The sequence below is a fragment of the Oerskovia paurometabola genome, from assembly GCF_016907365.1.
Lineage (GTDB): Bacteria > Actinomycetota > Actinomycetes > Actinomycetales > Cellulomonadaceae > Oerskovia > Oerskovia paurometabola.
Genome location: NZ_JAFBBV010000001.1, coordinates 1,590,132 through 1,615,480 on the forward strand (window position 1 = coordinate 1,590,132; position 25,349 = coordinate 1,615,480).

22 protein-coding genes are annotated in these 25,349 nt (G+C 71.1%); 11 read left to right on the forward strand and 11 right to left on the reverse strand.

The window, feature by feature from the left end; all coding sequences use genetic code 11:
* Nucleotides 1-93 precede the first annotated feature (93 nt).
* The gene (locus JOD48_RS07125) at nucleotides 94-813 is read right to left on the reverse strand and encodes an IclR family transcriptional regulator (RefSeq protein WP_030150819.1); all 720 of its coding nucleotides are present in this window, start codon (nucleotides 811-813) and stop codon (nucleotides 94-96) included.
* 165 nt (nucleotides 814-978) lie between these two features.
* Between JOD48_RS07125 and leuC the strand changes: the two genes are divergently transcribed.
* Both leuC and leuD read left to right on the forward strand, forming a co-directional pair.
* The gene (gene leuC / locus JOD48_RS07130) at nucleotides 979-2,460 is read left to right on the forward strand and encodes a 3-isopropylmalate dehydratase large subunit (protein WP_191789287.1); all 1,482 of its coding nucleotides are present in this window, start codon (nucleotides 979-981) and stop codon (nucleotides 2,458-2,460) included.
* 42 nt (nucleotides 2,461-2,502) lie between these two features.
* Entirely contained in the window at nucleotides 2,503-3,141 is a 639-nt protein-coding gene (gene leuD / locus JOD48_RS07135) for a 3-isopropylmalate dehydratase small subunit (protein WP_191789286.1), read from the forward strand.
* A gap of 103 nt (nucleotides 3,142-3,244) precedes the next feature.
* On the opposite strand, the gene JOD48_RS07140 is transcribed toward leuD, so the two are convergent.
* Together JOD48_RS07140 and JOD48_RS07145 are read right to left on the reverse strand one after the other, a co-directional pair.
* On the reverse strand, nucleotides 3,245-4,084 hold the full coding sequence (locus tag JOD48_RS07140) for an LLM class flavin-dependent oxidoreductase (RefSeq protein WP_307824022.1): 840 nt from the start codon (nucleotides 4,082-4,084) through the stop codon (nucleotides 3,245-3,247).
* A gap of 130 nt (nucleotides 4,085-4,214) precedes the next feature.
* Nucleotides 4,215-5,150, reverse strand: a complete 936-nt coding sequence (locus JOD48_RS07145) for a DUF808 domain-containing protein (RefSeq protein ID WP_191789284.1) — start codon at nucleotides 5,148-5,150, stop codon at nucleotides 4,215-4,217.
* 242 nt (nucleotides 5,151-5,392) lie between these two features.
* Between JOD48_RS07145 and lpdA the strand changes: the two genes are divergently transcribed.
* Nucleotides 5,393-6,802: a dihydrolipoyl dehydrogenase gene (lpdA, locus tag JOD48_RS07150; RefSeq protein WP_204808279.1), complete on the forward strand. Its 1,410-nt coding sequence runs from the start codon at nucleotides 5,393-5,395 to the stop codon at nucleotides 6,800-6,802.
* Between the two features lie 219 nt (nucleotides 6,803-7,021).
* Here the strand turns inward: lpdA and JOD48_RS07155 are convergent, their stop codons facing one another.
* From JOD48_RS07155 to JOD48_RS07180, 6 genes are all read right to left on the reverse strand, one after another.
* Nucleotides 7,022-7,243, reverse strand: a complete 222-nt coding sequence (locus JOD48_RS07155; protein ID WP_204808281.1) for a hypothetical protein — start codon at nucleotides 7,241-7,243, stop codon at nucleotides 7,022-7,024.
* A gap of 798 nt (nucleotides 7,244-8,041) precedes the next feature.
* Nucleotides 8,042-8,566, reverse strand: a complete 525-nt coding sequence (locus JOD48_RS07160) for a hypothetical protein (RefSeq protein ID WP_204808283.1) — start codon at nucleotides 8,564-8,566, stop codon at nucleotides 8,042-8,044.
* Between the two features lie 139 nt (nucleotides 8,567-8,705).
* Complete coding sequence (locus tag JOD48_RS07165; RefSeq protein WP_204808285.1) at nucleotides 8,706-9,230, reverse strand: GNAT family N-acetyltransferase; 525 nt, start codon at nucleotides 9,228-9,230, stop codon at nucleotides 8,706-8,708.
* A 695-nt stretch (nucleotides 9,231-9,925) separates the two neighbouring features.
* Nucleotides 9,926-10,300, reverse strand: a complete 375-nt coding sequence (locus JOD48_RS07170) for a type II toxin-antitoxin system death-on-curing family toxin (protein WP_204808287.1) — start codon at nucleotides 10,298-10,300, stop codon at nucleotides 9,926-9,928.
* A complete protein-coding gene (locus JOD48_RS07175; protein WP_204808289.1) occupies nucleotides 10,297-10,494 on the reverse strand; it encodes a hypothetical protein in 198 nt (65 codons plus the stop codon). Before JOD48_RS07175 ends, JOD48_RS07170 begins: the two co-directional genes overlap by 4 nt.
* Before the next feature lie 94 nt (nucleotides 10,495-10,588).
* The gene (locus tag JOD48_RS07180) at nucleotides 10,589-11,206 is read right to left on the reverse strand and encodes a TetR/AcrR family transcriptional regulator (RefSeq protein ID WP_204808291.1); all 618 of its coding nucleotides are present in this window, start codon (nucleotides 11,204-11,206) and stop codon (nucleotides 10,589-10,591) included.
* A gap of 78 nt (nucleotides 11,207-11,284) precedes the next feature.
* Between JOD48_RS07180 and JOD48_RS07185 the strand changes: the two genes are divergently transcribed.
* The 3 genes from JOD48_RS07185 to JOD48_RS07195 all read left to right on the forward strand — a co-directional run bounded on the left by JOD48_RS07185 (nucleotide 11,285) and on the right by JOD48_RS07195 (nucleotide 17,137).
* Nucleotides 11,285-13,777, forward strand: coding sequence for a glycoside hydrolase family 3 C-terminal domain-containing protein (locus JOD48_RS07185; RefSeq protein WP_307824023.1), 2,493 nt, complete (start codon nucleotides 11,285-11,287; stop codon nucleotides 13,775-13,777).
* A 6-nt stretch (nucleotides 13,778-13,783) separates the two neighbouring features.
* The gene (locus tag JOD48_RS07190) at nucleotides 13,784-16,525 is read left to right on the forward strand and encodes a beta-glucosidase (RefSeq protein ID WP_204808293.1); all 2,742 of its coding nucleotides are present in this window, start codon (nucleotides 13,784-13,786) and stop codon (nucleotides 16,523-16,525) included.
* Between the two features lie 144 nt (nucleotides 16,526-16,669).
* A complete protein-coding gene (locus tag JOD48_RS07195) occupies nucleotides 16,670-17,137 on the forward strand; it encodes a luciferase domain-containing protein (RefSeq protein ID WP_239527346.1) in 468 nt (155 codons plus the stop codon).
* Between the two features lie 28 nt (nucleotides 17,138-17,165).
* Here the strand turns inward: JOD48_RS07195 and JOD48_RS07200 are convergent, their stop codons facing one another.
* Nucleotides 17,166-18,461, reverse strand: a complete 1,296-nt coding sequence (locus JOD48_RS07200; protein ID WP_204808296.1) for a PP2C family protein-serine/threonine phosphatase — start codon at nucleotides 18,459-18,461, stop codon at nucleotides 17,166-17,168.
* Between the two features lie 73 nt (nucleotides 18,462-18,534).
* On the reverse strand, nucleotides 18,535-19,839 hold the full coding sequence (locus JOD48_RS07205) for an MFS transporter (RefSeq protein WP_204810442.1): 1,305 nt from the start codon (nucleotides 19,837-19,839) through the stop codon (nucleotides 18,535-18,537).
* Between the two features lie 335 nt (nucleotides 19,840-20,174).
* On the opposite strand from JOD48_RS07205, the gene JOD48_RS07210 reads away from it, so the two are divergent.
* From JOD48_RS07210 to JOD48_RS07230, 5 genes are all read left to right on the forward strand, one after another.
* The gene (locus tag JOD48_RS07210; RefSeq protein ID WP_191789276.1) at nucleotides 20,175-21,212 is read left to right on the forward strand and encodes an adenosine deaminase; all 1,038 of its coding nucleotides are present in this window, start codon (nucleotides 20,175-20,177) and stop codon (nucleotides 21,210-21,212) included.
* A 328-nt stretch (nucleotides 21,213-21,540) separates the two neighbouring features.
* Nucleotides 21,541-22,857: a UDP-N-acetylglucosamine 1-carboxyvinyltransferase gene (murA, locus tag JOD48_RS07215; RefSeq protein ID WP_191789275.1), complete on the forward strand. Its 1,317-nt coding sequence runs from the start codon at nucleotides 21,541-21,543 to the stop codon at nucleotides 22,855-22,857.
* Between the two features lie 192 nt (nucleotides 22,858-23,049).
* Nucleotides 23,050-23,358: a hypothetical protein gene (locus JOD48_RS07220; protein ID WP_191789274.1), complete on the forward strand. Its 309-nt coding sequence runs from the start codon at nucleotides 23,050-23,052 to the stop codon at nucleotides 23,356-23,358.
* Between the two features lie 66 nt (nucleotides 23,359-23,424).
* Nucleotides 23,425-24,453: an ABC transporter ATP-binding protein gene (locus JOD48_RS07225; RefSeq protein WP_191789273.1), complete on the forward strand. Its 1,029-nt coding sequence runs from the start codon at nucleotides 23,425-23,427 to the stop codon at nucleotides 24,451-24,453.
* Complete coding sequence (locus JOD48_RS07230) at nucleotides 24,450-25,322, forward strand: ABC transporter permease (RefSeq protein WP_204808298.1); 873 nt, start codon at nucleotides 24,450-24,452, stop codon at nucleotides 25,320-25,322. Before JOD48_RS07225 ends, JOD48_RS07230 begins: the two co-directional genes overlap by 4 nt.
* Nucleotides 25,323-25,349 lie beyond the last annotated feature (27 nt).

Below are 25,349 nucleotides of genomic sequence, written 5' to 3' on the forward strand. Positions count from 1 at the left end.
CGCGAGTGCGCCGGGGAGTGGTTGGACGCCGGACGCCGTGAGGGGCGGGCGCCGGATGGCGCCCGCCCCTCACGTCCTGGTGTCGATGGACGGCTACTCTCCCGCGCGGCGCAGGACCTCGGTCAGGCGGTTGGCTGCGGCGACGACCGAGCCCGAGTGCAGGCGGCCGGGTTGGCGCGTGAGGCGTTCGACCGGCCCGGAGATCGAGACGGCGGCGACGATGCGCCCCGACGGCCCGCGGACGGGTGCTGACACCGAGGCGACGCCGAGCTCGCGCTCCGAGACGGACTGGGCCCAGCCGCGCCGTCGGACACCCGAGAGGATCGTGGCCGTGAAGACGGCCTCGCGCAGGCCGCGGTGCAGGCGGTCCGGCTCCTCCCACGCGAGCAGCACCTGAGCGGCGGAGCCCGCACCCATGGTGAGCGTCGCGCCCACGGGGATCGAGTCTCGCAGGCCGACGGGACGCTCGGCCGCGGCGACGCAGATGCGATGATCCCCCTGGCGGCGGTAGAGCTGGGCGCTCTCGCCGGTGTGGTCGCGCAGCGCCGTCAGAACGGGGTTCGCCGCGGCGAGCAGGCGGTCCTCGCCGGCGGCCGTCGCGAGCTCGTTCAGGCGCGGCCCGAGGACGAAACGGCCCTGCATGTCGCGGGCCACCATGCGGTGGTGCTCGAGTGCGACCGCGAGGCGATGGGCCGTCGGACGGGCGAGTCCGGTGGCGGTGACGAGCTGGGCCAAAGTGGCTGGTCCGGACTCCAGAGCGCCCAGAACGGACGCCGCCTTGTCCAGCACGCCGACTCCGCTAGAATTGTCCATAGGTCGATATTGACGTCTCGCACAGTGAGATGCAAGTCAGCGGGTGTCGTGTCGACGAAGGACCAGGAGTTTCCGCCCGGTCCACGACCGAGATGTACCCCCCGATCGTCGCCCACGGCCCCCGCGTGAGCGACCACCGCAGGACACAGGTAGGAGAGAACCAACATGGCCGGCACGCTGGCGGAGAAGGTCTGGGACGCGCACCTGGTGCGACGTGGCACCGACGGGTCGCCCGACCTCCTCTACATCGATCTGCACCTCATCCACGAGGTCACCAGTCCGCAGGCCTTCGAGGGCCTGCGGCTCGCCGGCCGGCAGGTGCGCCGTACCGACCTGACGATCGCGACCGAGGACCACAACACCCCCACGCTCGACATCGACCTGCCGATCGCGGACCTCACGAGCCGCACGCAGATCGACACGCTGCGCAACAACGCCAAGGAGTTCGGCGTGCGCATCCACTCGCTCGGCGACGCCGACCAGGGCATCGTCCACCAGGTCGGGCCCCAGCTCGGCCTGACCATGCCCGGCCTCACGGTCGTGTGCGGCGACTCGCACACCTCCACGCACGGTGCGTTCGGGGCCCTCGCATTCGGCATCGGCACGTCCGAGGTCGAGCACGTGCTCGCGACCCAGACCCTCCCGCTCGCCCCCTTCAAGACCATGGCCATCACGGTCAACGGCGAGCTGCCCCCGGGCGCGACGTCCAAGGACATCATCCTCGCCATCATCGCGAAGATCGGCACCGGCGGCGGCCAGGGCTACGTCCTGGAGTACCGCGGCGAGGCCATCCGCAAGCTGACCATGGAAGCCCGCATGACGGTCTGCAACATGTCGATCGAGGCGGGCGCGCGCGCCGGCATGATCGCTCCCGACGAGACCACGTTCGAGTACCTCAAGGGCCGTCCGCACGCGCCCGAGGGTGCCGACTGGGACGCCGCGGTCGAGTACTGGAAGACGCTCAAGACCGACGACGACGCCACGTTCGACGAGGAGGTCGTCCTCGAGGCGGCGGACCTCGAGCCGTTCATCACGTGGGGCACCAACCCCGGCCAGGGCCTGCCCCTGTCGGCGAACGTCCCGATCCCCGCCGAGATCGCCGACGAGAACGAGCGCGTCGCCGCCGAGCGCGCGATCGAGTACATGGGCCTGACCCCAGGCGCGCCGCTGCGCGACATCGCGATCGACACGGTCTTCATCGGCTCGTGCACCAACGGCCGCATCGAGGACCTGCGTTCGGTCGCCAAGGTCGTCCAGGGCAAGAAGAAGGCCGACTCGCTGCGCGTGCTCGTCGTGCCCGCCTCGGCGCGCGTCCGTCTCCAGGCCGAGGCCGAGGGGCTCGACCAGATCTTCCTCGACTTCGGAGCCGAGTGGCGCAACGCCGGCTGCTCCATGTGCCTGGGCATGAACCCGGACCAGCTCGCTCCGGGGGAGCGCAGCGCCTCGACGTCCAACCGCAACTTCGAGGGTCGCCAGGGCAAGGGTGGACGCACCCACCTCGTGTCTCCGCTCGTCGCGGCCGCGACCGCCATCCGCGGGACCCTGTCCTCGCTGGCGGACCTGGACCTGCCCGCCGACGTCGACATCACGTCGTTCGACGGCACCCCGCTCGCGCCGCTCGACCCGCGCGTCCCGCTGCAGGTCTGACACCGGCCCCCTGACGACACTCATCGAGGAAGCAGAAGCATCATGGAGAAGTTCACGACCCACACCGGTGTCGGTGTCCCGCTGCGCCGCAGCAACGTCGACACGGACCAGATCATCCCCGCCGTCTACCTCAAGCGAGTGACGCGCACGGGCTTCGAGGACGCGCTGTTCGCGGCGTGGCGCGGGGACCCCGCGTTCGTCCTGAACCAGCCCGCGTACTCGTCCGGCTCCGTCCTGGTCGCGGGCCCCGACTTCGGCACCGGCTCATCGCGCGAGCACGCCGTGTGGGCGCTCAAGGACTACGGCTTCAAGGTCGTCCTGGCCTCGCGCTTCGCGGACATCTTCCGCGGGAACTCGGGCAAGCAGGGCCTCGTCGCGGGCATCGTCGCGCAGGAGGACATCGAGCTGCTGTGGAAGGTCCTCGAGACCAAGCCCGGCACCGAGGTCACGGTCGACCTGGTCGAGCGCACCGCCACGGCCGACGACGTCGTGGTCCGCTTCCAGATCGACGACTACACGCGCTGGCGCCTCATGGAGGGCCTCGACGACATCGGCCTAACCCTTCAGCACGAGGCCGACATCACGGCGTTCGAGCAGACGCGTGCGTCGTGGCGGCCCAAGACGCTGCCGGCGAAGCACCTGCCGACGGTCGACATCGAGGCGGCTCGGCCGTCCGCGTGACGCCCGTCTGAGCCCGGCCCGACGGCGCCGCTCCCCTGGGTGGGGAGCGGCGCCGTCGGCGTGTGGTCGCGGGGGGCCGGGTGGTCGCCGCACCCGCCGAAGGTCAGGGGCGCGGCGGGCCCTGGCGGATCCTCGCGAGCTGCGACTCCGCCGTGACCTTCGTCGGGTCCCAGCCGGCCTCGATCCACCAGGTCGCGCCTGCCGCCTCGAGCGCCCGCGCGTCCTCGGCGGCAGCGTCGAGGTCCGTCGCGAAGTCGCGCTGCACGACGAGCTCGAACGGCCCGGCGCCCGGGTCACGGTGCTCGGCGACCCAGCCGGCGACCTCGCGCACCTCGTCGGGCGTCAGCGGGTCCATGCCGCGGTCGCCCCGGAGCTGGACCGTCACGCCGTCCCAGCGCACCGCGCGGCTCATCGACTTCTCGCTCGGGAACACCCCCACGGGCCACACGGGGATGCGCCCGTTGACGGGCCGCGGTGAGATCGTCATCTCGCCGGTCGAGATGTGCTTCCCGTCGAACGAGAACGCCTCGCCGGACCAGGAGCGCTCGAGGAACGCGAGGACGTCGTCGAGCAGCTCGGCCCGCTCGCGCAGCGACGTGAGCTGGCCGGGGACGGCGCTGAAGCCGGCGTCGTCGAGCACCCCGACCCCTGCGGGCAGGACCAGCCGACCACCCGACAGGTGGTCGACCGTCAGCGCCTGGCGCGCGAGCTCCCACGGGCGCCTGCGCGGCATGGCGAACACGAGCGCACCGAGCGTCACCCGCTGCGTCTGGACTGCCGCCGCGGCGAGGATGCCCCACGGGTCGTACCCCTCCATGCCGGGCAGGCTGATGCCGTCCCACGTGAAGTAGCCGTCCCAGCCGTGCTCCTCGGCCTCGCGGGCCATCGTGACCAGCTCTGACGCGGAACCGAAGCTCCCGACGAACCCGAACTGCAAGCCCATGACATCCTCCTGCGACTCGTTGGCGGTCCTCCCACGGTAGGGGCGGCCACCCACACGCGCCGCAAGAACGAGGACGGGCGGGCTCCCGGAAGACCGGGAACCCGCCCGCAGCGCCCTGCGAGGGCGTCGATCAGTGGTGCTTGTTCTTGCGAGGGATGAAGTGCACGACCGTCACGACGACCGCACCCACCACGACACCCACGATCGCCGACCCCAGGGTGTCGACGAGCCACACCAGGAACCCGCCGAGGGCCGGCACGCCGTGCACGGCGTCCTCGAGGACGTGCAGGAGGTCGTAGGGCGCGTGCCAGCCCAGGTCGTACGTGCCCTGCAGCAGGATGTGGCCACCGACCCACAGCATCGCGACCGTGCCCACGATCGAGATGACGGCCATGACGCGCGGCATCGCCTTGACCAGGCCGTGGCCGAACGACTTGACCCAGCCGGTCTCGCGCCCCGCCAGGTGCAGGCCGATGTCGTCCATCTTCACGATGAGCCCGACGATCCCGTAGACGACCGCCGTGATGAGCAGCGCGACGACGACCAGGATGATCGCGCGGGCCCAGAAGCCCTCCGTCGCGACCTCGTTGAGCGCGATGACCATGATCTCGGCGCTGAGGATGAAGTCGGTGCGTACCGCGCTCGACACGACGCTGTCCTCGTCGACGGCCTTCTTCGCCGCAGCGTCGTCGACGGCCTTGCCGTGCTTGCCCGAGACCATCTCCCAGAGCTTCTCGGCGCCCTCGAACGCGAGATACGTCCCGCCCACCATGAGCAGCGGGGTGAGCAGCACGGGGAGGAACTCGCTCAGCAGCAGTGCCGCGGGGAGGATGAACAGGAGCTTGTTGCGCAGCGAGCCCATCGCGATGCGCTTGATCACGGGCAGCTCGCGCTTCGCGGCCAGCCCGGCGACGTACTGGGGAGTGACCGCGGTGTCGTCGATCACGACACCGGTCGCCTTGACGCTCGCCCGCCCCGCAGCGGCGCCGATGTCGTCGACGGACGCGGCCGCCAGCTTGGCGAACGCTGCGATGTCGTCCAGGAGGGCTACGAGTCCAACGGCCATGAGGTCTCCACGAGGCCCGTGTCGCCGCCCACGAGCCCTGAGGTCGGGAATCGACGCGGCTGTAGCGCATCGTAACGACTCGGGCGCCCCGCCGTCGCGGCCCGTCCGCCGGCCGAGGGCGACGTACCCGCTGCCCGACGGCGTCGCCCGGGCGGTACTGGGCGTCACCCTCGGCGCTTCCTGGGCGACGTGTGACGCGATCGGTCGCACCGCCGTCGGGCAGACGTCCTAGGCTGGTCCCCATGGCTAACCACTACGACGTCGTCGTCCTCGGCGCGGGCCCCGGCGGCTACGTCGCCGCCATCCGCGCGGCCCAGCTCGGCCAGTCCGTCGCGATCATCGAGGAGAAGTACTGGGGCGGTGTGTGCCTCAACGTCGGGTGCATCCCCTCCAAGGCGCTCCTGCGCAACGCGGAGCTCGCCCACCTGTTCACGCACCAGGCCGACTTCTTCGGCATGTCGGGCGACGTGTCGTTCGACTTCGGCAAGGCGTTCGACCGCAGCCGCGACGTCGCCGACGGCCGCGTCAAGGGCGTGCACTTCCTCATGAAGAAGAACAAGATCACCGAGTACGACGGGCGCGGCACGTTCCGCGACGCGAACACGATCGACGTCGCGCTGTCCTCGGGCGAGACCGAGACCGTGACGTTCGCCAACGTCATCATCGCGACGGGCTCGAAGGTCCGCCTGCTGCCGGGCGTCGAGCTGAGCGAGAACGTCGTCACGTACGAGAAGCAGATCCTGACGCGTGAGCTGCCGCGCTCGATCGCGATCGTCGGCGCGGGCGCGATCGGCATGGAGTTCGCGTACGTGCTCAAGAACTACGGCGTCGACGTGACGATCATCGAGTTCCTCGACCGTGCGCTGCCGAACGAGGACATCGAGGTCTCCAAGGAGATCGCCAAGCAGTACAAGAAGCTCGGCGTGAACATCCTGACGTCGACCGCGGTGCAGACCGTGACCGACAGAGGAGCCGGTGGCGGCGTTGTTGTGTCCTACAAGGGCGTCAAGGACGACAAGCCCGGCTCGATCGAGGTCGACAAGGTCCTCATGGCCGTGGGCTTCGCGCCCAACGTCGAGGGCTTCGGGCTCGAGAACACGGGCGTTGCGCTCACGGACCGCGGCGCGATCGCGATCGACGACGTCATGCGCACCAACGTGCCCCACATCTACGCGATCGGTGACGTCACCGCGAAGCTCATGCTCGCGCACGTCGCCGAGGCGCAGGGAGTCGTCGCGTCCGAGACCATCGGCGGCGCCGAGACCATGACGCTGGGCGACTACCGCATGATGCCGCGCGCGACGTTCTGCCAGCCGCAGATCGCGAGCTTCGGCCTCACCGAGCAGCAGGCCCGCGACGAGGGCTTCGACGTCAAGGTCTCCAAGTTCCCCTTCACCGCCAACGGCAAGGCGCACGGACTGGGCGAGCCCACGGGCTTCGTCAAGCTCGTCGCCGACGCCCGCTACGGCGAGCTCCTCGGTGGCCACCTGATCGGCCCCGACGCGTCCGAGCTTCTGCCCGAGCTCACGCTCGCGCAGAAGTGGGACCTCACGGCGTCCGAGCTGGGGCGCAACGTGCACACGCACCCGACGCTGTCGGAGGCCGTGCAGGAAGCGATTCACGGGCTCGCGGGGCACATGATCAACTTCTGAGAACAGGTACAGAACGGACAGGTGCGTCCGTCCTGCTGAGAGGCCTTGATCTGCAGTATCGCCGCAGGTCAAGGCCTCTTTCTATGCCTTGATCATGGTGAACAACCGGGGTCGGTCGGGAACAGGAATGTTCATTCTTGGGGACCCGCAGGGGGCACGAGCGCCGCCCGCGCCATCCTCACCTGGATCACCCGCCGCGCGCCCATTCCGAAACAGGCCCTAGAGGTGGGTCCTCAACCAGTCGGGCATGTTCGGGTCGTCGAGGGACCAGCGTTCTTCTTCGGTATCGCTCTCCTCCCAGTTGCTCTCCTCGCCGTCAAAGAACTTGTGCCGGTTGCACTTGTACTTGACGACCACGTCGCCCTCGAGCCTGTACTCGTTCCAGTAGTAGTCCTGCTTGCCGTAACCACTCCACTCGTTGGTCACGTAGATCGTCGACATCGTCTTCCTGCTCTCTCGCCGTCTGGGTCAGCCAGGACGGACTCTAGGACCTGGCCGACGCTGCCGCTAGGGTGGTTTTTTGCAACGGTCGAAGTCCCAGACGGCCGTCACCAAAGTGACGCACCTCTTGCGCCCGTGTAGATCAGGCACCCTGACCGATATCGCCCGACGGTTGGCCAGTAGGGCGCGCGACGCGGGGCACTCGTGAGGTCGAATCGTTAGGCCTTCTCGTCCTCGTCGACGACGGTGGTGGGCAGTCCGGCGAGGTGTTCGATAATTTCACGGGCGGTCTGCTCGTCGAGACCGCACCATCGTGGCGCTGCGATAACCCCGGAGCTCAAGCTCCGACTCGCGACGCTCGACCCGACTTTCGTCGACCGACCGCCTGTGCCGACAGGTCCAAGAGATCGCGTCCAGGCTGCTGTTGCAGACCAACATCCCGCAGATCGCAACCCAGGCCGTGTTGCTTGAGAGCCTTTCCGGCGATGGGTGGTGGATCGACGTCACGATCTCCCGGTGGAACTCGCTCGGCAGGGTGCGCGACATGCTCGACTCGCGCAGCTTTGTGCTCCGCAACGCCCACCGGACCACCACGGCGCTCGGCCTGGTCCGTCTCCACCTGAACGGCGAAGACAACGCGCGAGGCTATGCCAACCTGCTGCGCGCGTGGCTCGACGAGCGCGGCGGGGTGGCACCCGGCCAACGCGAGGGCGATGACCGCGGCACCAGCCTCGACTACCAGCCGGGCAGCGCGCTCTCGAGTCCCTGCGCTGCTGACCCGTCCGTCCCGCCGCTCGGCTACACCGAGAGCCAGCAGTACAGCGCCTGGTCTCGTTCGACTGCCAGCCGGGCGAGGCCAGCCAGGTCCAGGAGCGCACCAGCAAGCACGACAGGGTCGCCGTCACCCCAGAACTCCTCGGTCTTCGACCACGGGTCTGCCACCCGCACGAGGTCGTCGTTCGAGGCGCCAGCGAGCGCGGCCGTCAGCCCGTCGCTGAGCTTCACGACCACTCGCTCGCCCCCGTTGCGCACCGCCACTGGGTTCCCGGGCTGAGCCTCCACGACGTCGTCGTACGTGCGGCCGGTCAGCAAGGCCTCGAGCATGCCCATCTGGACGACGGGGTCGATGCCCTTTGCATCGACGGTCGGGTAAGCCTCGACGGGACCGGCCTCCTTGACCGGCTCGACCCGTTGGCGAAGCAGGCCGCCCCGGCGCTGCGGGCGTGGCGTCGCCACCGTGCTCCCCGGTCCACCGTCGCGGTCGATGGTCGCGGCGGCGGCGTCGTCCGACGGAGCAACGAAGTAGTCGCACAGAAGTCCCATGGCGCACATCGTGCCGGAGTCGACGCCGTCGCCAGCGGACTCTTGACAACAGCGTGTCGCGCCGCGCCCTCGACGGGACCGGCCTCCTCGACCGGCTCGACCCGTTATCACACCGAGATCGAATAGGGGGGACTTGGGGCTAGACAGTCCCGGAGGGGGACTTCGCGGTCGCCGCCCGAACCAACCGCACCTCGCGCACTCCGTCGTCCACCTTCGTCACGCCGTCGGGCTCGAAGCCCTGCTTGGCGTAGAACGCCTGGGCTCGTGGGTTGGGATCTGCGACCCAGAGCCCTGCCGAGATGCCGGCCGGGAGAACGGCCTCCATGAGTCCACGTCCGGCGCCGCTGCCATGGAACGCGTCCAGCAGGTAGAGGACGTACAACTGGGTGTCCCACGCGACATCGGCCTCGGTGGCCGGTCCAGCGAGCGCGATGCCGACGACCGCGTCGTCAGACTCGGCGACAGCAGCCCGGAACGGCTCGTAGCGCTCCTCGGTGAGCACGGCCTGCCAGAACCGCCCGCGTGCAGGCAGCAGGCCCGGGTCGTCGAGCACCTCGTCACGCATCAGGCCTCGGTAGGTCTGCCGCCAGGACTCGACGTGGACGCCCGCCATGGCGTCCGCGTCATCGGGGCGGGCCGGGCGGACGTGGAGGAGTGACCGCATCGGCCCAGGGTAGTAGCACGCGCCCGGCGTGGCCGACGCTGTGGCACCGCCTGTTTGATCGATCTGACGTCGCACGTCACCTACGGGGTGCGAGCTCCTCGTGGAGCTTCGCACAGGGGAGCGCGTGACGAGCCTGCTGGACGTCCTCCCCGTCGATTTCACTCCGCTGCCGAGAGTCACCTCGCGTGACGAGGGCCTGGAGGTCGCACGGCTCGTGGATGCGGCGCCGACCGTCCGGGCGTGGCTTGAGGGGCGGGGCGCAAAGGGCTGAGCGTGCGGTGTGTCGCCACCGCGGGAGGGCCCGACGCCGCAGCCCACCTTCCGCGCGTCGGCGCGCTCCGCCGTCGGGCACTTGGGCGAGCCCGCCCGCGTCCTCGACGCGACCTGTCAGCCCAGCGTCACCCGATTCCGAACTCCCGCCGCAGCATCTCCCCGACCATCCCCGGCACGTCAACGGCCCCGGGATGCAGCGCGTCGAAGACCTGCAGCCCTTCCCAGGTGGAGATGAAGAGCGCGGTGCCCGGCCGACCCGGGCGGAACGAGGTCCGTCTTCGTGGGTCGGCATCCATACTCCCCGGTGTTCGACTGCCCGCCTACGGGAGCCGCTCACGTTCCGCGTGGTGGCGCGCTCCACCGTCGGGAAGAGATGTCGCGGAGCTGCAATCGCCGCGGCCGAGACGAGCGAAGGTCTGCTGCTACGCGCGCCGCTCTCGGGTGTGTGCCCCGAGCCATTCGCTCATCTCTTCGAGCGGCAGGTGGGTGTCGGCGACCTCGATCACGAAGTCCGCCATCTCGATCTGGTCGCCCACGAGCCGGCGCCCGTTCATGGCGTAGAAGACGTGCACAAGGATCAGCAAGAGTCGCTTGTTCCCGTCATGCAGCGGATGGAGCCGGTTGGCCGAGTCCATGATCGTGGCGGCCTTGAGGTCGAGCTCTTCGTACAGCTCGACGTCGTACATGCGCGCCCGGGGCCGCTGGCAGACGGAGTCCAGCAGTCCGAGGTCTCGCACGTGCCAGCTGTTGCGGTCGACCACGGCCATGGCTTCGGTCAGGGTGACGTACCTGGTCACGCGAGCCGTTCCAAGGCCTCGCTCCAGGACTTCATGGCGTCGGTGATGTACGCCTGGATGTTCTCGTCGGCGGTCTCGTCGAGGAGTCTTTCGAGGGCTTCGCCCTGGGTGACGTGTAACGCCTCCGCGCGCGCCCTGAGCCGGTCCCGCACGGTGACCGGAACTTTGATCGTGGTCATCTCCACCTGCGTCATACCGCGAGTATACCCGCGCGGTGGGTGCAGGGGGGAGGGGGCGAGCGCCGCCGTCGGGCACCTGTGGCGGCCGCACCCGGCGGGCGCCCCGGCGTCACCCGATCCCGAACTCCCGCCGCAGCATCTCCCCGACCATCGCCGGGACGTCGACGTCCCCCGGGTGGAGCGCGTCGTAGACCTGGAGCCCTTCCCACGTGGAGATGACGAGCGCGGCGCGGGCTTCGGGCGAGGCCCCGGCGTCGTCCAGCACGCCACGTGAACGCTGCGTCCGGATCATCCCGCCGATGACCCCGACGAGGACGCGATGCCGCTCCTGCAGCACCGGCCGGGCGGGATGGCCGGGCGTCCCGGCCTCGGCCGAGAGGGTCGAGAGGAGCTGCACCAGCCCGGGAGCCTCCCGGTTGCGCTCGGCGGTGCTGACGAACCCGTCGACGAGGTCCTCGGCGGTGAACTTCGAGGGCATCGAGGGCGGTGCGTGCTGCGCGTCGTGCCACTCGATGACGGCCAGGAGCAGGTCGGTCTTGTTGCCGAAGTGGTGCAGGAGGGTCGAGTGGTCGACCCCGGCCTCGCGCGCGATGCCGCGCAGGGACGCCCCGTAGAACCCCTTCTGGGCGAACGCCTCGGCTGCGCGGGCGACGATCGACTGCTTGGTCGCCCGGCCGGTGGCGTACCCGTCGGGTCGCCCGGTCGTGGCTGCTTGCTGCGTGGTCACGGTGCATCCCCTCCGAGGTCAGAGGCTACCCCCTCCCGTAATTCCACCAACTGGTGGAGGTTGGGCTAGCATGTGGCCGTGCTCACTCCTGACGCCCGACGACGTGCCCGTAGCGAGATGACCCTCACCGAGAAGGCCTCGCTCACCTCAGGCGCGAACTTCTGGAACACCACGCCGGTCGACCGGCTCGGCGTTCCCTCGATCATGCTCACCGACGGACCGCACGGGCTGCGCAAGCAGGGCGGGGCGGCGGACCACCTCGGTCTCAACGCCAGCCTGCCCGCCACGTGCTTCCCGACGGCCGCCACCCTCGCCAACAGCTGGGACCCGGGCCTCGTGGAGCGGGTGGGCGAGGCGCTCGGCGCCGAGGCCGCCGCCGAGGGCGTCAGCGTCCTGCTCGGACCCGGCCTCAACATCAAGCGCAACCCGCTCGCGGGCCGCAACTTCGAGTACTTCTCCGAGGACCCGCTGCTCGCGGGCCGGCTCGCCGCGGCGCAGATCCGCGGCATCCAGTCCCGCGGCGTGGCCGCGAGCGCCAAGCACTTCGCGGTGAACAGCCAGGAGACGCACCGCATGACGATGGACGAGGTCGTCGACGAGCGCGCGCTCCACGAGACCTACCTCGAGGCGTTCCGCATCGCGGTCACCGAGGGCCGGCCCTGGACCGTCATGAGCTCGTACAACAAGGTCAACGGGACCTACGCGAACGAGCACCGCGAGCTCCTCGACGAGATCCTGCGCAAGCAGTGGGGCTTCGACGGCCTGGTCGTGACCGACTGGGGCGGCAACAACGACCGCGTCGCGGGCCTCGTCGCGGGCAACGCGCTCGAGATGCCGTCGACCGACGGAGTGACCGACGCCGAGGTCGTGCGCGCGGTCGAGGAGGGTCGCCTCGACGAGGCGGTCCTCGACGCTCGCGTCGACGAGCTGCTGACGCTGATCGAGCGCACGGAGCGCACGGAGCGCACGGAGCGCACCCGCACGGCCGCGACCACGCCCGACGGCGCCGCACCCGTCGACCTCGACGCGCACCACGAGCTCGCGGTCGAGGCCGCACGGCGCTCGGTGGTCCTGCTGCGCAACGCGCGCGGGACGCTGCCGCTCGGGCGCCACTCGGGCCGCGTCGCCGTGATCGGCGACTTCGCGGCCGACCCCCGGTACCAGGGGGCGGGCAGCTCGCTCGTCAACCCGACCCGGGTGGACGTGCCGCTCGACGCGCTGCGGGCCAGCGGCCTGGACGTCGTGGGCTACGAGCAGGGCTTCGCCCGCCGCGACGGAGGCCGGGGCGCGTGGGACTCGGCCCCGTCGGTCCGCCGCCGCCGTCGCGCGGTCCGGCTCGCGGAGCGCGCCGACGTCGTGCTGCTGTTCCTCGGCCTGGACGAGTCCGCCGAGGCCGAGGGCGTCGACCGGACGCACCTGCGCCTCGCGCGCAACCAGCTCACCCTCACGAGGGAGCTCACGACGCTCGGCGTGCCGGTCGTGGTCGTGCTGGCCGGTGGCGCGCCCGTCGAGCTGCCGTTCGCCGAGCACGTCGACGCGATCGTGCACGGCTACCTCGGCGGCCAGGGCGGTGGCCAGGCGATCGCCGACGTGCTGACCGGCCGCGTGAACCCCGCAGGACGCCTCGCCGAGACGTACCCGCTGCGCTACACGGACGTGCCGTCGTCGGCGACGTTCGGGCGGACCGAGGCGACGTCCGAGCACCGCGAGAGCATCTACGTCGGCTACCGCCACGCCGACAAGGTCGGCCTGCCGGTCCGCTACCCGTTCGGGCACGGCCTGAGCTACACGACGTTCGAGCACGGCGACCTCGTCGCGGACCGCACGAGCGTCCAGGTCACGGTCGCCAACACCGGCGACCGGTCCGGGACCGAGACCGTGCAGGTCTACGTCGAGGCGCCGGACGCCGCCGAGGTAGAGTTCCGCGCGCGGCGCGAGCTCGCCGGGTTCGCGCAGGTCACCCTGGCGCCGGGCGAGAGCGCACGCGTGAGCGTCGACCTCGCCGAGCACGCGTTCGCCGCCTACGACACGGGCAGCCACGAGTGGCGCACCGTGCCCGGCACCTACACCGTGCAGGTCGGCGCGTCGTCGCGCGACCTGCGGCTGTCCGCGCCCGTCGTGGTCGACGGCGAGATCTGGGCGCCCGCCACCACGGGCCTCCCGCACTACGTCAGCGGCCACGTGGACCGCGTCCCCGACGACGAGTTCGCCGCGCTCCTGGGACGCACGCCCCCGGCGCAGGACTGGCCCGCGGGTCGGCCGCTCACGCGCGCCGACATCATCGCGCAGGCGCGGGGTCGGGGCGGGTTCGGGGGCCTGCTGGTCAGGCTCATCGACGCGAGCGGCCGCCTGCTCATGGCGTTGGGGCGCCCCCACGCGGCGAACAACACCCGTTTCGTCCTCGACCTGCCGTTCCGGTCGGTGTCGCGGATGAGCGCGGGCACGGTCGACGAGGCGATGCTCGACGGCCTGCTGCTGATGGTCAACGGCCGGTTCTGGCGCGGCGTACGCCGCCTGGTCCCGGCATGGCGTGCCCACGCGATGGCCGCGCGGGCTCGGACGAAGGACTGAGAAGGAATGGCGACACGCACAGAGATCAAGCGGGACGCCGTCGCGCGCGCACAGGAGCTGCGCGCGACCAGGCGGGCCCGACGCGCCGAGCTGAAGGCGATGGCGCCGCAGGAGCGCAGGGCGGCCAAGGCTGCCGACAAGCGTGCGGCCCGTCAGGCGCGCAAGGCCGCCACGGCGGAGCGCAAGGAGGCCCGCGCCGGGATGACCCGGGCCGAGCGCCGCGAGGACAAGCGCCGGGCACGCATCAACCGCAAGGTCGAGCACCGCCCGCGCCGCGCGGTCGGCTGGGGGATCACGGCCGTGGCCGTGATCGCGATCGGGGGACTGGTCGCACCGTTCGCGAGCGCGTTCGGTCGCCTCATGACGATCGAGTACGACTCGTCGACGGAGGCGGGCGTGGCCGCCCGCGAGAACGCCGCCCAGGTCTCGGAGGACATCTCCGACGAGGGGATCGTCCTGCTGAAGAACCAGGACGACCTCCTGCCGCTGGCGGACGCCAACCTCAACGTGTTCAGCTTCGCGTCCTTCAACCTCATCCTCGGGGGCGGTGGGTCGGGCGGCAGCAACCAGTCGCAGTCCGTGACGTTCTACGACGCCCTCGCCGAGCAGGGGATCACGGTCAACCCCGAGCTCAAGGCGACCCTGGAGGAGGCCGGCGCCAAGACCAGCACGGGCAACAGCAACGGGCTCCTGCAGATCGCGAGCTCGATGCTCAAGCCGGCCGAGGGCGAGCCTGCCCCGGACTACCTCACCGACGACGTCATGGCCCAGGCCGCACAGTTCTCCGGCACCGCGCTGGTGGTCATCGGGAACGACGGCGTCGAGGGGTCGGACATGAGCCCCGAGCAGCTGCGCCTGACCGACGAGCAGCGCGAGCTGTTCGACGTCGTGACGGCGTCGTTCGACGACGTCGTGGTGGTCGTGAACTCGGGCAACCAGATGGAGCTCGGCTTCCTCGACGAGTACCCGCAGATCAGGTCCGCGGTGTGGATCGGCACGCCGGGTCCGCGCGGCGCCGTCTCGCTCGCCAAGGTCCTGACGGGGGACGTGAACCCGTCCGGCCGCCTGACCGACACCTACGCCTACGACGTGACGAGCGCCCCGGCGGTCGCCAACGTCGGAGACTTCGACTACGCGAACGCCAAGCGCTCGTACATGGACTACGAAGAGAGCATCTACGTCGGCTACCGCTACTACGAGACGCGCTACGCGGGGGACGAGGCGGGCTACGCGCAGGCCGTCCAGTTCCCGTTCGGCCACGGCCTGAGCTACACCACGTTCGCGCACGAGGCCACGGCGCCGCGCGTCGAGGGTGACACGATCAGCGTCGACGTCACGGTGACCAACACGGGCGGCACGGCGGGCAAGGACGTCGTGCAGGTGTACTTCTCGGCCCCCTGGACGCCGGGCGGCATCGAGAAGTCCGCGATCGAGCTCGCGGGCTACGACAAGACGGCGATGCTCCAGCCGGGGGAGTCCGAGACCGTGACCGTCACGTTCGACGTGCGCGACATGGCCTCCTGGGACACCGAGGGTCACGGCGCGTACCTGCTCGAGGCCGGGACCTACCAGGTCTCGGTGCGCACCGACGTCCACACCCCGGTCGCGCAGTTCGACCACACGGTGGCCGAGGACGTCGTCCATGCCACGGACGCCGACACGGGGGCCGAGCTCACCAACCGCTTCGACTACGTCGAGGGCGACCTGACGTACCTCTCGCGCGCCGACTGGGAGGGCACGTACCCGCAGGCGCCCGAGGCCGGGGCCACGGCCTCCGACGAGCTGCTCGCACGCATGGACCCGGAGATCGAGCCCGCCGAGGGCCAGACGCCGACGTACGGCGCCGACAACGGTCTCGTCCTGGCCGACCTCGCGGGCCTCGACCACGACGACCCGCAGTGGGAGGAGTTCCTCGACCAGCTCACGCTCGACGAGCAGGTCGACCTCTTCGCCAAGGGCGCGTACCGCACGCATGCCGTCGACCGCCTGGGCATCCCCGCCATGGACCTGCTCGACGGGCCCGCCGGGCTGAACTCCCTGTTCAGCTCGCTCGAGGCGGCCGCCTACCCGACCCAGATCGTCGTGGCCTCGACCTGGAACGACGACCTCGCCCGCGCGCTGGGCGAGTCCGTGGGGACCGAGGCGAACGCCTACGGCATCGAGGGCTGGTACGCCCCCGGCATGAACCTGCACCGCACGGCCCTGGGCGGGCGTGACTTCGAGTACTTCTCGGAGGACCCGCACCTGTCGGGCAAGATGTCGGCCGCGATGGTCTCGGGCGCCGAGAGCAAGGGCGTGCTGACCTTCATGAAGCACTTCGCGCTCAACGAGCAGGAGGTCAACGCCCGCAGCGGCGTGAACGTCTTCGTCGACGAGCAGGCGCTGCGCGAGCTGTACCTCAAGCCCTTCGAGATCACGGTCAAGGAGGCCGACCCGACCGGCGCCATGAGCTCGTTCATCAACATGGGCGGCGTGTGGGCCGGTGCCAACGAGCAGCTCCTGCAGGACGTGCTCCGCGGCGAGTGGGGCTTCGAGGGCGTCGTCTCGACCGACGCGGTGCTCGGGGCCTGGATGGATCCCGGCCTCGCGGCCCGCTACGGCAACGACCTCATGCTCGCGATGCTCCCGGGCTCCGACAAGGCGACGAAGGCCGCGGTCGACGAGGACCCGGTGGGGGTCGGGAACGCGTTGCGTGACCGCGTCCACACGGTCCTGTACACCACCTTGCAGACGAACCTGTTCGACTGATCCCGGCAGCCCCCTTCAGCGCCCGACGCCGGAGCGCACCTTCCCCGTGAAGGCGCGCTCCGGCGTCGGGCGTCCGTGGTGCGCCACCCGGGACACGGACAATTCCCTCGCCCTGGCCGGGGCGCGGCCGCTAGCCTCCGGGCCATGACGCTCACCCCTCGCCGAGGCCCTCGCCCCACCACGTCGGACGAGGGGCCGCACCGGCAGGTCGACCAGCTCTCTCCCGCCGCGCTCTGGGGCGAGCTCGTGCTCGCGGCGACCACGATCGACGGGGTCCGGGAGGGCCACAGCTCGGTGTCCCCGGCGTCGTCCCGGGCGCTGTTCCTCGACGGCCTCGACCGCACGCCGCACCCCGAGACGTCGCTCGCGACGCCCGACCAGCGTCTCGAACCGGTCCACCTGCACGGCGTGAGGGACACGAGCCTGCACCTGTGCCTGCCGCGCGCGCGGGCCGAGGAGGTCTGCGCGGCCGGCTGGGGCGAGCCGCACCAGTACGCGGACCACGCGACCGAGATCATGGTCTACGGACCACGCGACGCCGACGAGCTCGCGGTCGTCCTGGGCCTGGTGCGCGAGAGCCTGGACGTCGCACGGGCCCTCGCGTCGAGGTAGAGGGGAACCCCACCGCCTCGCGGCACGGTCAGGCGCCGGAGAGCACCGTGACGGACACGAGGGCCACGTCGTCCTCGCGGTGGTGCGGCACGAGCCTGGCGAGCAGGGCGTCGAGGAGGTCGTCGGGGGAGGACCGGACGACGTCGTCGACCACGCCCGGCAGCCGCTCGAGCCCCTCCCGGAGCGGGACGTCGCGCCTCTCGACCAGACCGTCGGTGAAGAGGAGCAGGGTGTCTCCCGGGTGGACGGTGACCGTGTGGTCGGTGCGTCCCGTCCCTGAGCCGACCCCGAGGAGGCGGTCGTTCCTCCGCCGGAGCAGGTCGGTCGAGCCGCCGGCGGTGATCAGTGCGGGAGGCGGATGCCCGGCGGAGGCCCACGTGAGCGTGCGGACGCCGCTGGGCTCTGGGAGCGAGATCCGTGCGGCGGCGACCGTCGCGACGGCCGAGACACCCAGTCCCGCGACCGTGCGCTCGGTCCGGTCGAGGATCTCGGCGGGGGACTCGCCCGTGTCGTAGGCGATGCCGCGCATGACCCCGCGGAGCTGCCCCATGGTCGCGGCCGCCGAGATGTCGTGTCCCACGACGTCCCCGACCACGACGAACGCGCACCCGCACGACTGCTCGAACGCGTCGTACCAGTCGCCGCCGACGTGCATCTCGCGGGACGCGGGCCGGTACCGGACGTCGACGCGCAGGCCGTCGGGCTGCGCGGGCGCGGTGAGGATCGAGTCCTGGAGCTCGAGCGCGGCGCGGCGTTCGCGGTCGAAGCTCTCCTGGAAGCGCCCGACCGAGGACCCCAGGTGCATCGCGTGGTCGACCACGGCGGTGTCGAGCCCGACCTGCCGGTCCGTCGCCGCCCGCCGGGAGGTCTGCACGATGTCGGTGACGTCCTCCGCGCGGTGCACGAGGGCGGCCACGCGTCCGCTGACGTCGAAGACCGGGATGTTGGTCATGAGCCAGTGACGCTCGACCCACTCGCCGGGCCGTGCCCCCGTGACGTCGATCCGGAGCGGTTCGAGCAGCTCGATCCGTCCGGTGCGCAGGACACGCCGCAACGACGCGACGACGCGGTCGACGCGGTCCTGGTCGGCGGGGGAGAACTCGAAGCCGTCGTTGAGCGGGCGTCCGACGAGGGCCGACGCGGGCAGCCCCAGCATGTCGAGGTAGGCGTCGTTGACGTCGAGCACGGTCAGGTCCGGTGCCAGCAGGATCTTCGGGGCCGAGAGCGCCGCGAAGACCGCCCGGTAGTCGGGCGAGGTGCCTGGTGGGCCGCCCGGGTGCCCGTCCGGCGACGCGCTCGCCACCCGTCGTGCGTCGTCCGCCATCGGAAGCCTCTTCCCCTGCGTGTCTCCTCAGCATGGCCGAGTCGTCGAGGTTCCGCAGGAGGGCGCCGCGGCGTCAGCTCACGTTGTCGGTGTACTCCACGTCCTTGGTCTCCTTGCTCACGAGCAGCGCCACGAGCGTCAGGACCGACATGGCCGACAGGTAGACCCCGACCAGCACGGGCGAGCCGTCCGCCTGCTCCCACAGCGCGACCGCGATGAACGGCGCGACGGCCGCCCCCAGGATCGACGACAGGTTGTAGGCGATCGCCGAGCCGGTGTACCGGACGTTGGCGGGGAAGAGCTCGGGCAGGATCGCGGCCATGGGGCCGAACGTCAGGCCCATGAGCGTGAAGCCCACGACCAGGAGCGTCATGACGCCCACGGTCCCGCCCGTGAACAGCGGCACGAACAGGGCGCCGAACGCGATGATCGCGACGGTCGTCCAGATCAGGTGCTTGCGGCGCCCGAACCTCTCGGCCATCGGCCCGGAGACGAGCGTGAAGATCCCGAAGAACACGACCCCGACGATGAGCATCACGAGGAAGTCGGTGCGCTCGTAGCCGAGCCCCGGTGCGCCGCCGCTCCCCGCGGGGACCTCGGCGGGCGCGGTGCCGAACGTCAGCGTGAACGTCGTCATGAGGTAGAACAGCACGTAGGTCGCGAGCATGATGAACGTGCCGAGCACGATCTGGCGCCACGAGGAGCGGAACACCTGCGCCACGGGCAGCTTGGCGACCGCGCCGGTCTCGACGACCTTCTGGAACGAGGGGCTCTCGACCAGGCGCAGCCGGACCCACAGGCCCACGATCACGAGGAGCGCGCTGGCCAGGAACGGCACGCGCCAGCCCCATGCGGAGAACTGCTCGTCGGTCAGCGTCTCGGCCAGGACCAGGAACGTGGTGTTGGCGAGGATGAACCCGATCGGGGCGCCGAGCTGGGGGAACGTGCCCCAGATCGCGCGCTTGCCCGCGGGGGCGTTCTCGGTCGCGAGCAGCGCCGCGCCGCTCCACTCGCCGCCCAGCCCCAGTCCCTGGCAGAAGCGCATCAGGACGAGCAGCGCGGGCGCGAGCACGGACCAGCCGGGGGTCGACGACGGCGGCAGCAGGCCGATGAGGAACGTCGCGACGCCCATGGTCAGGAGCGAGGCGACGAGCGTGCCCTTGCGGCCGATCCGGTCGCCGTAGTGGCCGAACACGATCGACCCGAGGGGGCGCGCGACGAACGCGACGCCGAACACCGCGAACGACGCGAGGAGCTGGGACGTGCTGCCGTCCAGGGCCGAGAAGAACACGGCCGGGAAGACGAGGACCGCGGCGGTCGCGTACGCGTAGAAGTCGTAGAACTCGATCGACGTGCCGATGAGGCTCGCGAAGATCACGCGCCCCTTGCTGTTGGCGGGGGCGTCCGGGGTGCCGGGCGCCCCGGCAGAGCCGGCCTGACCGGCGGCGCCGGAGGGGTCGGCGGTCGGGTGTGCTGCCGTCGTGGTCACGGGAGTGCTCCTGCGGGGTTCGGGGAAGCGTCGAGGAGGTCCCTGGGCATCGAGGGGGACCGTACTACCCGGTAACTTCGCGCCCCACGGTAAGGACCGGGGCCACAGGGCGAGCAGGCCGTCTCGCGATGTGGTCACCCGTCCCGAGGGCGGCCCGGGGTCGCCCAGGACCACCACGACCCGCAAGGCATGATGGGAGGACGACCCCCACACGAAGGAGAACCATGCCTCTGCCCCTCCAGCCCACCCTGGACTTCGTCACCGGGCTGCCCAAGGCCGAGCTCCACCTGCACCTCGAGGGCACCCTCGAGCCGGACCTCAAGCTCCGCCTCGCCGAGCGCAACGGCATCGACATCGGCCAGACCACGGTCGAGGAGGTGCAGGCGACGTACAAGTTCACCGACCTCACCAGCTTCCTCGCGGTCTACTACCCGGCCATGGACGTGCTGCAGACCGAGGACGACTTCTTCGAGCTCGCCCACGCGTACCTCCTGCGCGCGGCCGCGAACGGCGTCAAGCACGCCGAGATGTTCTTCGACCCCCAGGCGCACACCGCGCGCGGCGTCCCGTTCGAGGCCGTCGTCAAGGGTTACCACCGGGCCGCAGCCGCCGCGGCCGACTTCGGCGTCGACGCCGACCTCATCCTGTGCTTCCTGCGCGACCTCTCGGCCGAGAGCGCAGCCGAGACGCTCGAGGCCTCGGTGCCGTTCAAGGACCTGATCCTGGGCGTGGGTCTCGACTCCGACGAGCGTGGCAACCCGCCCGAGAAGTTCACCGCGGTCTTCGCCCGGGCCCGCGAGCTCGGCTACCGCCTGACGATGCACTGCGACATCGACCAGGTCGGCAGCATCGACAACATCCGCACCGTGCTGGAGACCATCGAGGTCGACCGCATCGACCACGGCACCAACATCGTCGAGGACCCCGCCCTGGTGGCCGAGGTCAAGGCCCGCGGCATCGGCCTGACGAGCTGCCCCGTGTCGAACAGCTTCGTGACCGACGACATGAAGGCCGTCGAGGTCGCCCAGCTGCTGCGCGACGGCGTCAAGATCACCATCAACTCCGACGACCCGGCCTACTTCGGCGGCTACGTGGCCGACAACTACGCGGCCGTCGCGGCCAAGGCCGGCCTCACGTCCGAGGAGGTCGTGACGCTCGCGAAGAACTCGTTCGAGGCCTCGTGGATCGACCCGGAGCGCCGCGCGGCGTACCTCGACGAGATCGACCGCTACGTCGAGCACTACGAGCCCGCCCAGGCGTAGCCGACGACATGTGCCCGACGGCGGAGCGCGCCTCGCGCGGGAGGCGCGCCTCCGCTGCCGGGCATGTCAGGCCTGCCGGGCATGTCCGGCAGTGCGACCGCCGTGCGACCCGCCCAGGGCGACCACGTTCCCGCTGGTCAGCGACCGCTCGTGGCGGGCGGCGTCGTCGGGCACGCGCTCGTGGGTGAATAATCTCCTGATGCCCTGCGTTGGGGAACGGGGGAGTGCGGCACCGCGAGCGGCGCCGCACGACGGCACGGGCGCGCAGCCCGCGCCGGACGCACGACCATCCGGACGATCCTCGAGAGAGCTAGGCGACCACGACCACATGAACGATCTGCTCTACGTCAACGGCGGCACTCCGCTCAACGGGACCATCACCGTGCGGGGGGCGAAGAACTTCGTCTCCAAGGCGATGGTGGCCTCCCTGCTCGGCGAGGGGCCGAGCGTGCTGCGCAACGTGCCGCAGATCCGCGACGTCGGCGTCGTGACGGGACTGCTCGAGCTGCACGGCGTCAAGGTCGTCGCGGACGAGGCCGGGGGCGTCCTGCACCTCGACCCGACCGACGTCGAGTCGGCGCACGTCGCGGACATCGACGCGCACGCCGGGTCGAGCCGCATCCCGATCCTCTTCTGCGGCCCGCTCCTGCACCGCCTGGGCGAGGCGTTCATCCCGGACCTCGGGGGCTGCCGCATCGGCGACCGCCCCATCAACTACCACCTGGACATCCTGCGCCAGTTCGGCGCCGTGGTGGACAAGCGTGAGCAGGGCATCCACATCCGCGCCCCGCGCCGCCTCCAGGGCACCAAGATCTCCCTGCCCTACCCGAGCGTGGGCGCGACCGAGCAGCTCCTGCTCACGGCCGTGCGCGCCGAGGGCATCACCGAGCTGTCGGGCGCCGCGATCGAGCCCGAGATCATGGACCTCATCGCCGTCCTGCAGAAGATGGGCGCGATCATCTCGGTCGACACCGACCGCGTGATCCGCATTGAGGGCGTCGACAAGCTCATGGGCTACCAGCACACCGCCCTGGGCGACCGCATCGAGGCGGCGTCCTGGGGGTCCGCGGCCCTCGCGACCGGTGGCGACATCACCGTCAAGGGCGCGACGCAGCCCGAGATGATGACGTTCCTCAACACGTTCCGGAAGGTCGGCGGCGAGTTCGAGGTCCAGGAGGACGGCATCCGGTTCTACCACCCGGGCGGCGACCTCAACGCGATCGTGCTCGAGACCGCGGTGCACCCGGGGTTCATGACGGACTGGCAGCAGCCCCTCGTCGTCGCGCTCACGCAGGCCAAGGGCCTGTCGATCGTCCACGAGACGGTCTACGAGAACAGGTTCGGCTTCACCGACGCGCTGCGCGGCATGGGCGCGACCATCCAGGTCTACAAGGAGTGCCTGGGCGGCCTGCCGTGCAGGTTCGGGCAGCGCAACTTCCACCACTCGGCCGTCATCTCCGGCCCGACGCCGCTTTCCGCGGCCGACATCGAGGTCCCGGACCTGCGCGGCGGGTTCAGCCACCTCATCGCGGCCCTCGCTGCCAAGGGCACCTCGACCGTGCGCGGGATCGGCCTGATCGACCGCGGCTACGAGTACTTCCAGGCCAAGCTCGAGGCGCTGGGCGCGGACGTCAGCCGGGGCTGACCCGGCTCCTCCACCGGCTCACGGGGCTGATCGGAGGCTCCCGGCACCGACTGGGCGCGGCGCGTGCGACGGCACGCACCGCGCCCGTCGTCGTCCTCACAGGCTTCCCACATGCTCACGTCATCTTCCGTGCAGGTCCGTGGACCACAGTGGGGGCACGGGCGAACGGCTCGCCCGGACTGGAGGAGCGACATGTCGAGCGAGCGGCCGTCCGAGACGTCCCCCGAGAACTCTCCTGCGTCGGACGACGACGCGCTGCACCGGCCGCGCCCAGAGCCGCGCGCCCCTCGGCGGCGGGCCCTGACGTGGGGAGCGGGAGCCCTCACCTTCAGCGTCCTGACCCTGGGCGGGTTGGCACTGAGCGCGCCGTCGGGGACGGGCGGGAGCGCCCCCTCGACGGACTCCGGACCGGGAGCGACCGGAGCAGCGGCCACGGTCGTCGGCGACAGCGGTGAGGTCACCGTCGCGGACGGCATGACAAACGTCATCGAGCAACGCTGACGAACCCGACGGAACGGGTGACGGGGCGCACTGCCCGACCCCTCCCGCCGGCACCAGGCTGGAGGCATGGACAACGACACCTTCGGCAGCGGCCCGGGCCGCCCGCTCTCCCCGGACGACCTCGTCATCGACGTGCACGGCCTGCGCCGCCGGTACGCCAGCGGCTCGCGCGGCGCGCAGGGCTTCGAAGCGGTCGCGGGAGTCGATCTCCAGGTCCGGCGCGGCGAGCTCTTCGCGCTGCTCGGGACGAACGGTGCCGGCAAGACCTCGTTCCTCGAGGTCGTCGAGGGGCTCACGCGCCCCACGGGCGGCACGGTCCGGGTCTTCGGCAAGGACCCCTACCGCCAGCGCGCCCAGGTCCGACCCCGCATCGGGATCATGCTGCAGGAGGCGGGCTTCCCGTCCGACCTGACGGCGATCGAGACCGCGCGCATGTGGGCCGGGACTCTCACCGCACCGCGCCCCGTCGAGGAGGCCCTCGACCTGGTCGCGCTGCGCGGCCGCGCCGACGTCACCGTGAGCTCGCTCTCGGGCGGTGAGCGACGTCGTCTGGACCTCGCCCTGGCGCTGCTCGGGCGCCCCGAGGTCCTGTTCCTCGACGAGCCCACCACGGGGCTGGACCCCGAGAGCCGCCGCTCGGCCTGGGACCTCGTGCGCGGGCTGCTCGACGACGGCACGACCGTCGTCCTCACGACCCACTACCTCGAGGAGGCCGAGCGCCTCGCGGACCGCCTCGCGATCATGCACGGCGGCCGGATCGTGCAGGAGGGCACCGTCGCGGACATCGTCGAGGCCGAGCCCTCGTTCGTCCACCTCGACGAGGAGAGCGTGCGCCCCCACCTGACGGACCTGCCGCTGCTGCCCGGGGAGACGCTCACGCGCATCGAGGGCGGCACCGTGGCGATCGCGACACGCGACCTCCAGCGCACGCTCGCCGTGCTGCTCGCGTGGGCGACCGACCGCGACGTGACCTTCGGCCGTATCGAGGCGCGCCCCGCGTCCCTCGAGCAGGCCTTCCTCGCCATCGCGGACGGGCCCGGCAGCGCCCGGACCGGGTCCGCGTCCACCACCGACCTGACGGAGCGTGCCGCATGACCACCCTCGCCCCCACCTCGACCCGCGCCCCGGGCGCCCCGTGGACGCCGCGAGCCGCGAGCGGCCTCACCGGCTCGCTGCGCCGCATCTCCGCGCTCGTCCGCGCCGAGACCACCCTCCTCCTGCGCAACCGGACGGCCCTGTTCAACGGGGTGCTGCTCGCCCCCGCCATGGTGGCCTTCCTGCACTTCTCGGGCGCGTTCGAGGTCTTCGTGGGCGACGACGCGGGAGCCTCGATCATCGGCGCGTTCGCGCTCACGAGCCTCGTCTGCTTCGCCCTCATGTTCGTCGTCTACTACAACCTGGCCAGCGCCTACGTGGCCCGGCGCGAGGAGCTCGTGCTCAAGCGGCTGCGGACGGGGCAGTGCTCCGACGCGGAGATCCTGGCGGGAGCCGCGACGCCCGCGGTCGTGACCATGCTGGGACAGCTCGTCCTGGGTGGGGTCGCGATCGCGCTCTGGATCGGGCTCGACGCCCCGGCGAACGTCCTGCTGCTGCTCGTCGCGGTCCTCGGGGGCACGTTCGTCTTCGCGGCGCTCGCGGCCGCGAGCACCGCGTTCACTCGCACGCTCGAGTCCGCGCAGCTCTCGACGCTGCCGATCATGGCGCTCGCGCTGCTCCTGTCCGGGACGGCCCTCCCGCTCACGATGCTCCCCGAGCGCGTCCAGACCCTCGCCGAGCTCACGCCCCTGCACCCGGTCGCCGAGCTCCTGACGATCGGCCTCACGGGTCTCGGGCCCGACGGCGTCGCGGTGGGCTTCGGGGAGACGTTCGCCCTGGCAGCGGAGCCCCTCGCGGTCCTGGCCGCCTGGTGCGTGCTCGGCGCGTGGCTCGCGACCCGGTACATGCGGTGGGAGCCGCGCCGTTGACCTGTGCCCCCGTGGCGGTCGCGCCCG